General features: G+C 69.5%; 7 protein-coding genes. 3 read left to right on the top strand and 4 right to left on the bottom strand.

Annotated features, from left to right (window positions below):
- Window positions 1–127: 127 nt before the first annotated feature.
- Window positions 128–733, bottom strand: a complete 606-nt coding sequence (locus C458_RS13065; protein ID WP_008576345.1) for a DJ-1/PfpI family protein — start codon at window positions 731–733, stop codon at window positions 128–130.
- 84 nt (window positions 734–817) lie between these two features.
- On the bottom strand, window positions 818–2,272 hold the full coding sequence (locus tag C458_RS13060; protein WP_008576344.1) for a deoxyribodipyrimidine photo-lyase: 1,455 nt from the start codon (window positions 2,270–2,272) through the stop codon (window positions 818–820).
- Between the two features lie 387 nt (window positions 2,273–2,659).
- Between C458_RS13060 and C458_RS13055 the strand changes: the two genes are divergently transcribed.
- Window positions 2,660–3,421 carry a hypothetical protein gene (locus C458_RS13055; RefSeq protein ID WP_008576341.1) on the top strand — a complete coding sequence of 254 codons (762 nt, stop codon included), beginning with the start codon at window positions 2,660–2,662 and terminating at the stop codon, window positions 3,419–3,421.
- Between the two features lie 67 nt (window positions 3,422–3,488).
- Here the strand turns inward: C458_RS13055 and C458_RS13050 are convergent, their stop codons facing one another.
- Together C458_RS13050 and folP are read right to left on the bottom strand one after the other, a co-directional pair.
- Window positions 3,489–4,172: a 6-hydroxymethylpterin diphosphokinase MptE-like protein gene (locus C458_RS13050; RefSeq protein ID WP_008576339.1), complete on the bottom strand. Its 684-nt coding sequence runs from the start codon at window positions 4,170–4,172 to the stop codon at window positions 3,489–3,491.
- Between the two features lie 188 nt (window positions 4,173–4,360).
- Window positions 4,361–5,500: a dihydropteroate synthase gene (folP, locus tag C458_RS13045; RefSeq protein WP_008576337.1), complete on the bottom strand. Its 1,140-nt coding sequence runs from the start codon at window positions 5,498–5,500 to the stop codon at window positions 4,361–4,363.
- Window positions 5,501–5,641: 141 nt separating this feature from the next.
- Here folP and C458_RS13040 point away from each other — a divergent pair, with 141 nt between their 5' ends.
- Window positions 5,642–6,229 carry a hypothetical protein gene (locus tag C458_RS13040; RefSeq protein WP_004044724.1) on the top strand — a complete coding sequence of 196 codons (588 nt, stop codon included), beginning with the start codon at window positions 5,642–5,644 and terminating at the stop codon, window positions 6,227–6,229.
- Window positions 6,226–7,068 carry an RNA methyltransferase gene (locus C458_RS13035; RefSeq protein ID WP_008576335.1) on the top strand — a complete coding sequence of 281 codons (843 nt, stop codon included), beginning with the start codon at window positions 6,226–6,228 and terminating at the stop codon, window positions 7,066–7,068. The genes C458_RS13040 and C458_RS13035 overlap by 4 nt, the downstream gene beginning before the upstream one ends.

The raw sequence follows: 7,068 nt of genomic DNA, 5'->3' as shown, positions 1-7,068 counted from the left end.
CTCCGTATCATGCGTCGGGCGGAATCCTGTTAAAACTTGAGGAGGGGTATGCTAGCACAAACCACAATGTGCGGGTCGCTATCGGTCGATTTCTCCGCTTCGAGAAACTCCGGTTCGCGCGAGCGTGTCAGCCGGCGAACGGCTTCGTCCGGCGCTCGTACTCGATTTCCGTCGAGACGGCGTCGGCGATGTCCGACCCGAACTCCCGTTCGACGAGATGTAACGAGAGGTCGAGGCCGGAGGTGACGCCGCCCGCGGTGAGCACGTCGCCGTCGTCGACGACGCGCGCTTCGACGACTTCGGCGGCCGTCTCGTGGAGGTCGGAGAGCGCGCCGCCGTGGGTGACCGCGGGGCGACCGTCGAGGATGCCGGCGCGGGCGAGGAGCATCCCGCCGGTACAGACGCCGGCGACGGTCGTTCCGGCCTCGTGGAACGCGGCGATGGCGTCGGGAATCTCGCCCTTCTCGGCTTCGGCCCACGCGCTCTGGTCGGCGCGGGAGTTCCAGCCGCCGCCGGGGACGACGAGCAGGTCCGGGCGGTCGGTTTCCGGGTCGAGGACGCCGTCGACGCCGATGCGCATCCCGTGGCTCGCGGTCACGAACTCGCGGTCGTCGAGCGCGACGAGTTCGGCCTCGCAGTCGGCCCCGGCCGCGCCGGCGTTCTGGAACACCTCGAACGGCGCGACGGCGTCGAGTTCGTCGAAGCCGTCGTAGAGGATGATAGCGACGTGCATGAACTCGGAGTCGGGTCCCGAGGACAAAGTCGTTCGCGCCGCGGCGACCGAGGGCAAAAAAAAGCAGGCGGGGTCAGTCGTCGCTCAGTCGTCGCCGCGGGCGGCCTCGAACATCGAAATCGCGCGCTCGCGGCGCTCGGCGTGGTCCACGATGGGCTCCGGGTAGTCGGGTGCGAGCCGCTCGCGTTCGAGGTCGCTCAGTTCGTGCCACTCGTGGATGGTGTTGGCCGTCACGTCCGAGAGCTCGGGGACGTACCGCTTGATGTACTCGCCGTCGGGGTCGTAGCGCTCGCCCTGCGTCATCGGGTTGAAGATGCGGAAGTACGGCTGGGCGTCGGTCCCCGTCGAGGCGGCCCACTGCCAGCCGCCGTTGTCGTTTGCGGTGTCGTGGTCCGCGAGGTGCTCGCGGAAGTGCGCGTAGCCGTGTCGCCAGTCGCACAGCAGGTCCTTCGTGAGGAACGACGCGACGATCATCCGGACGCGGTTGTGCATGTACGCCTCCTCGCGGAGCTGTCGCATCCCGGCGTCGACGATGGGGTAACCGGTTTCGCCCGCCTTCCACGCCGCGAGTTCCTCGTCGTCGTCGCGCCACGCGATGTCGTTTTCGTACTCCTTGTAGTTCTCCGTGACCACGTTCGGGTGCTCCCGGAGGACGTGCGCGTAGAACTCCCGCCACGCCAACTGCGACTGGAACTCCTCGACCGACTCGTCTCTCTCGCCGCCGACGCCCTCGCGGGCCGCGGCGGTCGCCGCGTACACCTCGCGGATGCCGATGGTCCCGAACTTGAGGTCCGTCGAGAGCCGCGACGTGGCGTCCCGCGTCGGGTAGTCGCGGTCGTCGGCGTAGCGGTAGATGGCGTCCGCGCAGAACGCCGAGAGGCGCTCGCGGGCCGCCTCGGTCCCCGCCGACCGGACCGATGCCGACGGCTCCTCGAAGCCGAGGTCCGAGATGGTCGGGAGGCCGCCGACGGCGATGTCGAACTCGGCGTCGGCGTCGGAGAGGCTCTCTGCGGCGGTTTCGAGCGTCGCGGCGTCGGCGAGGTCGTCGGCGTCCGGTTCCGGGTACGGGTCGGGCTTGTCGCGGTCGCGCCACTTCTTCCAGAAGTAGGTGTAGACGGAGTACGTGTCGCCCGCGTTTGTCGTGATGCTCCCCGGCGGGTGGAAGATGGCGTCGTGGACCGGTTCGCGGGCGACGCCGGCCTCGTCGAGGGCGAGTCGCACGTCCGCGTCGCGCTCGCGGGCGAGCCCGGAGTAGTCGATACCCCACACGGCCCGCTCGGCGTCGAACGCCGCCGCCACCGCCGGCACGACCGTCCGGGGGTCGCCGCGGGCGACGAGCAGGTCGCTCCCGCGCTCTCGGTAGGCGTCGCGGAGCTCGGAAAGCGCGTCGAGCAGGTACCTGACGCGGGGCGCGCCGGCGTGGTCGAGCACGTCCCGGTCGAAGACGAAAAGCGGGGCGACGGGGCCCGCCTCCGCGGCCGTCGCGAGGCCGCGGTTGTCCGCGACGCGCAGGTCCCGGCGGTGCCAGTGCAGTTGCATGTGCGCGCCTCAGGACGGCGGCTATGTGAATGTAGCGGCGGTCGGACGCCGGCGGGCCGAAAAATCGGCCGACCGGCTCGTTCGACTGAACTTAATCGCTCGCTGTCGCTGGAAACGGTGTCCTACCGCGTCCCGCGGCGGCAGTCGCTCGTTTTCGGACACCCGTTGGCATGGATATGGTACGATGGCCGACCCTCGGGTTGGCGCGACTGTCGCGGGTAATGTGATGTTATCGACCGAATTCCGGGACGGGAGCACGTTTACGTTCTTGCTATCTGGTGTACCCGGTTCATACCTATACCGCGTCGTACCCACGGTTCTGGTATGTCCGGGCATCGCTGCCTTCCTGACTCCGGGGTCCGACAGCCGCGTCTCCGGTCTCCGCTCGTGTTTCCGCTCCTCCTCTTGACGTTCGTCTGCGGGACGCTCGGGTGGCTCGTCTGGGTCCCCTACGGCGCGTTCCTCGGCGTGCTCCCGCCCGTCGTCGTCTTCGGCTTCGCGTTCGTCGAACTCTCGTCGGCCTCGCCGTCGCCCCCGCAACTCCCGTCGGCGCGGCCGTCGCCGCCGCTCTCGCTCGACGGCCGGGTCGACCTCGCCGCCGCGTTGCACGGCGCGGGCGTCTTCGCGACCGATGCGGACGACAGCCTCTCGCTGTCGCCGCAGTTTGCCGACGACTGGCGCGCCCGAATGCTCGAAGCCGACGGGCGAGACGGCGACCGCGAGGCGCTCGCGGCGCTTCTCGGCGTCGACTCGGACAGAATCGAGATGGGGTGGAACGAGCGGGGGCTGTTCGCGCGACTCGACCACGGAACCGTCGGTCGGTGGTCCTCCCGCGCCGCGTTCGTCGCCGACCGCACGGCGGTCGCGACGTTCCGCCGGTACTACCCCGAGTGGTGGCGGCTCTCGACGGCCGACCGGAACCGCGTCCTCGGGGCGCTTCGGCTGTGTCTCCGGACGTGCCCGACCTGTGACGGCGCGGTCGCGGTCGAAACCGAACGGGTGCGGACCCCCGACGGGACGAAACGGCACGTCTCGGCCGTCTGCCGGGGCTGTGACGCGACGCTGTTCGACGGCGTGGTCGAGCAGTCGGCCGGCGAGCCGTCCGGGTCCGACGAGGGTGCCGGCGTGCACCCGCAGAACACGCGGTAAGCGGGGCGCGAGCGCGAGGCACGCCGCGCCCGACGAGCGCCGACGGGCCGGCGCGAGCGCGGGCCTCTCAGGGGAGCGAGTCGATGCCGTCGCGCCGCCCGTCGAGCACCGAAAAGCGCTCGTCGCGGCGTCGTTCGAGCCACCGGAGCAGGCGCTCTGCCCACCGCAGTTTCCGCGCTTTCATCGCGTCCACGGTCGGGTCGTCGAAGTCCCAGCCGGCGAAGACCAGCCGCTCCGCCCCGAGCTCGTCGGCGATGAAGGCCGCCCGGTCGCCGTCGGTGAAGCCGCCCCAGTTGACGACGGGGCCGACGGGAGCCGCCTGCGTCGTCCCGAGGACGTGGTCGCCGTCGAACCGCGGGACCCATTCGCGGACCGCGGGGAGGTTATCGCCGTGGGCGTGAGCCGCGACGGGCACGCCCGATTCGGTCAGTTCGGCCGCCGTCTCGGGGTTCTTGTCGAGGTCGGTCACCATCAAACCGAGGTCGAACCCGGCGTCGCGGACCGCGTCGGCGGCGGTGGAGGCGGCGACGACCACGTCCACGTCGGGGTCGTCGAGTCGGCCGAGTTCGGCGTCGAGCGTCGGGGCCGCCCCGCAGACGGCGACGGTCGCGCCCGCCCAGTCCAGTCGGTCGCGGTCGAACGGTTCCACGAGGTCCGCGAGCGCGTCTCTGGCGCGCTCGTCGCCGGTTCGGTCGAAGCCGAAGTCGTCGAGAATCCGTCCGTAGACGGGTTCCCATGTGGTGAAATCCATGGTGTAGCTGTCGCTCAGAATGTAACTGTATGGGCCGGAACGGCACTCGTGTACCCCTACCCGCGTGCCCTTCCGGCGTCCACAGGACCGTTTTAGAGTCGGATGGTATAAGTTTTCTCTTAGTAGAACGGTCAACGTCTGCCGAACGTCAGACGCCGAGACGGGTCTGTGAGGGGTTCACGCACCAGTTATCGCGTCGCCCGCTCGACCGTTTCGAGGGCGGCTTCGAGGGCGTCGGAGGCGTCCGTGACGAGCGTCGAAAGCCGGGCGAGCGCGGCGGGCGTCCCGACCAAGAGCGCCCCGGTGTCGCCGGCGGCCAAGACGGCTCCCGCGTCGCCGGCGGCGGCTTCGAGGGCCTCGCGGTCGTCGGCTCCGAGTCCTTCCAGTTCGAAGACGCGCGTGACGCTCTCGGCGGCGACCTCGCGGGTCCCGCCGACGCGGTCGAGGTGCCTCGCGGCCTCGCCGGTCGTCGTCACGTCGAGTTCCTCGACCGACACGTCGCCGGGTTCGCGGACGCGACGGCGCGTGAACTCGTGGCCGATGAGGGCCGCGTCGCGGGTCTCTTTCACGTCGTGGGTGCGGACGACGTGGGCACCGCGCTCGACCGCCATCGAGGTGGCGGCGAGGCTCACGGGCAGCGCTTCCTCGGTCGAGCGGCCGGCCACGTCGCGGAGGAAGTTCTTGCGGTTGATGGAGACGAGGATGGGGTAGCCGTAGCCGCGGAACTCCCGCAGGCGGTCGAACGTCTCGCGGTCGTGTTCGAGCGTCTTCGCCTCCGACCAGCCGCCGAAAGCGGGGTCGAGAATGGTCTTGTCGGTGAAGCCGTTCAGTTCGAGGGCGTCGTAGATGTCGTCGACCTCCTCGACCGCACCGGGGCGGGTGAGGTCCGGGGGGCTCGCCATCTTGGCGACGGCGGCGTCGAACTCCTCGCAGACGCGGGGCATCTCCGGGTCGGCGAAGCCGCAGATGTCGTTGACCATGTCGAAGCCGCCGTCGAGCGCCGCCTCCGCGACCTCGTGGTAGCGCGTCTCGATGGAGAAGACGGCGTCGCCGGAGACGCTGTCGAGGACCGAAAGCGCCGTATCGAGGCGGTCGAGTTCGTCTTCGGCCGACAGCACGTCGAGGCGCTTGTTCGCGGATTCGAGGCCGATATCGACGATGTCGGCCCCCTCGTCGATGAGTTCGCGGTCGACGTACTCGGCGGCCTCGCTCGGGTCGTTGAACACGCTCGGCTTGTACGGGGACTCCTTGGAGACGTTCAGCACGCCCATGATTCGGGGCGGGTGGTCGTCGCCGATTTCGAGTCCTGCCGCATCGACGGTGCGCATACCCGTCGGTTGGACCACACGACTATATGCCGACCGGTCGCGGAAGGCGGGCAGCCAGCCCTGCGGCGCTCGTTCGCCGTCGCTCGCGGACGACTGACCGGCATCACGCCACTTTTATCCGCCGCTCGGCTACCTCGGACCATGGCGAAGGTCAGCGTCGGACTCCGCGGATGGCGCTTCGAAGAGTCCGAGATATTCACCGACGAGGGCGAGTTCAAACCGCTCGACGAGATTCCCGAGGACCCACGGGAGCGTCTCATGCGCCTCGTCTCGCTCGTCGAGGAGCCGTGCGACGCCTGCTATCTAATCCACGGCGACGAGGAGATACAGCAGTGCCGACAGGCCGCCATCGTCTACGGCGAGCCCCGCGAGGAGGTGCTTCTCTGCGAGCATCACGAGCCGGACTTCCTCTACTGGTTCCGCGAGGAGGACGGCCGCGACCTCGTCGGCGACGCGGTGTTCGCCGACGCCTTCCACGAGTGGTTCGCCGCCGGCGGCCGCGCGCCCGACGGCTACGGCGGGCTGGAGTACGTCGACACCGAACCCGACGAACTCCCGTCGCCGCCGGATGCCAACGAGATACAGCGCCGGCTGGAGGAGAACTTCGTCGAGGGCGAGCGTATCAATCTCCGCGACTACGGCCCCGGCGCGGACGACGAGGACGGGACGCCCCTGACCGAAGACGACCTCGACGGCGTCGACCTCGATACGGACTACCCGACGAAATGAGCGACGACCCAGACGCCGACGCCGTCGATGTTGCCGACGCCGCCGATACCGCCGATACCGCCAACGCCGCCACCGGTGACATCGGGGACCGCGAGTTCGTCGTCGTCGTCGTCGAACCCGAGACGCCCGGCAACGTCGGGACCATCGCGCGGGCGATGAAGAACTTCGGCATCTACGATCTCCGCCTCGTCGACCCGCCGCCGCTCGACCCCGACGGCGAGGCCTACGGCTTCGCCGGCCACGCCCGCGAGGACGTGCTCCCGAACGCCACCGAGACGACTCTAGAGGAAGTCGTCGAGGAGTTCCACACCGTCGGGACGACCGCGGTCTCCCACGAGGACTCCACCCGGCACGTCCGCTACCCGTTCAAGACGCCGGTCGAAATCGCCGACTCGCTGGAGTCGGTGGAGGCGAAGACCGCGCTCGTCTTCGGCCGCGAGGGAACCGGCCTCGACAACGAGGAGTTGGCGATGCTCGACGAGGTCTGTTGTATCCCCGCCGACGACCGCTACCCCGTGCTCAACCTCGGGCAGGCGGCGACGCTTCTCATGTACGAACTTCGCCGGTTTACGGTCGAGGAGACGCAGCTACCGGATGTGGAACGCGAGCGCGCCTCCGAGGCGGAAATCGAGGTCGTCTACCGCTTTTTCGACGAGTTGCTCGACGCCGTCGACTACCGGGAGCACAAGCGGACCAAGACCTCGCGGATGATGCGCCGACTGCTCGGCCGCGCCCACCCGACCGAGCGCGAGGCCGCGACGCTGACGGGCGTGTTCCGCCGGGCCGCCGAGGCCGTCCGCGACCCGGACCGCTTCCGCGACGGTGACGACGAGAGCTGA

The sequence above is a fragment of the Haloferax sp. ATCC BAA-644 genome, assembly GCF_000336975.1.
In the GTDB taxonomy this organism is placed as follows: Archaea; Halobacteriota; Halobacteria; order Halobacteriales; family Haloferacaceae; genus Haloferax; species Haloferax volcanii.
The sequence above is the reverse complement of the archived record's forward strand: the minus strand, read 5'-3'. Positions and strand labels throughout refer to the sequence as shown.

Excerpts from the sequence above, each read along its gene's own strand:
- C458_RS13065 (WP_008576345.1), bottom strand. The coding sequence starts at position 733 with ATGCACGTCGCTATCATCCTCTACGACGGCTTCGACGAACTCGACGCC.
- C458_RS13060 (WP_008576344.1), bottom strand. The coding sequence starts at position 2,272 with ATGCAACTGCACTGGCACCGCCGGGACCTGCGCGTCGCGGACAACCGC.
- C458_RS13050 (WP_008576339.1), bottom strand. The coding sequence starts at position 4,172 with ATGGATTTCACCACATGGGAACCCGTCTACGGACGGATTCTCGACGAC.
- folP (WP_008576337.1), bottom strand. The coding sequence starts at position 5,500 with ATGCGCACCGTCGATGCGGCAGGACTCGAAATCGGCGACGACCACCCG.
- C458_RS13040 (WP_004044724.1), top strand. The coding sequence starts at position 5,642 with ATGGCGAAGGTCAGCGTCGGACTCCGCGGATGGCGCTTCGAAGAGTCC.
- C458_RS13035 (WP_008576335.1), top strand. The coding sequence starts at position 6,226 with ATGAGCGACGACCCAGACGCCGACGCCGTCGATGTTGCCGACGCCGCC.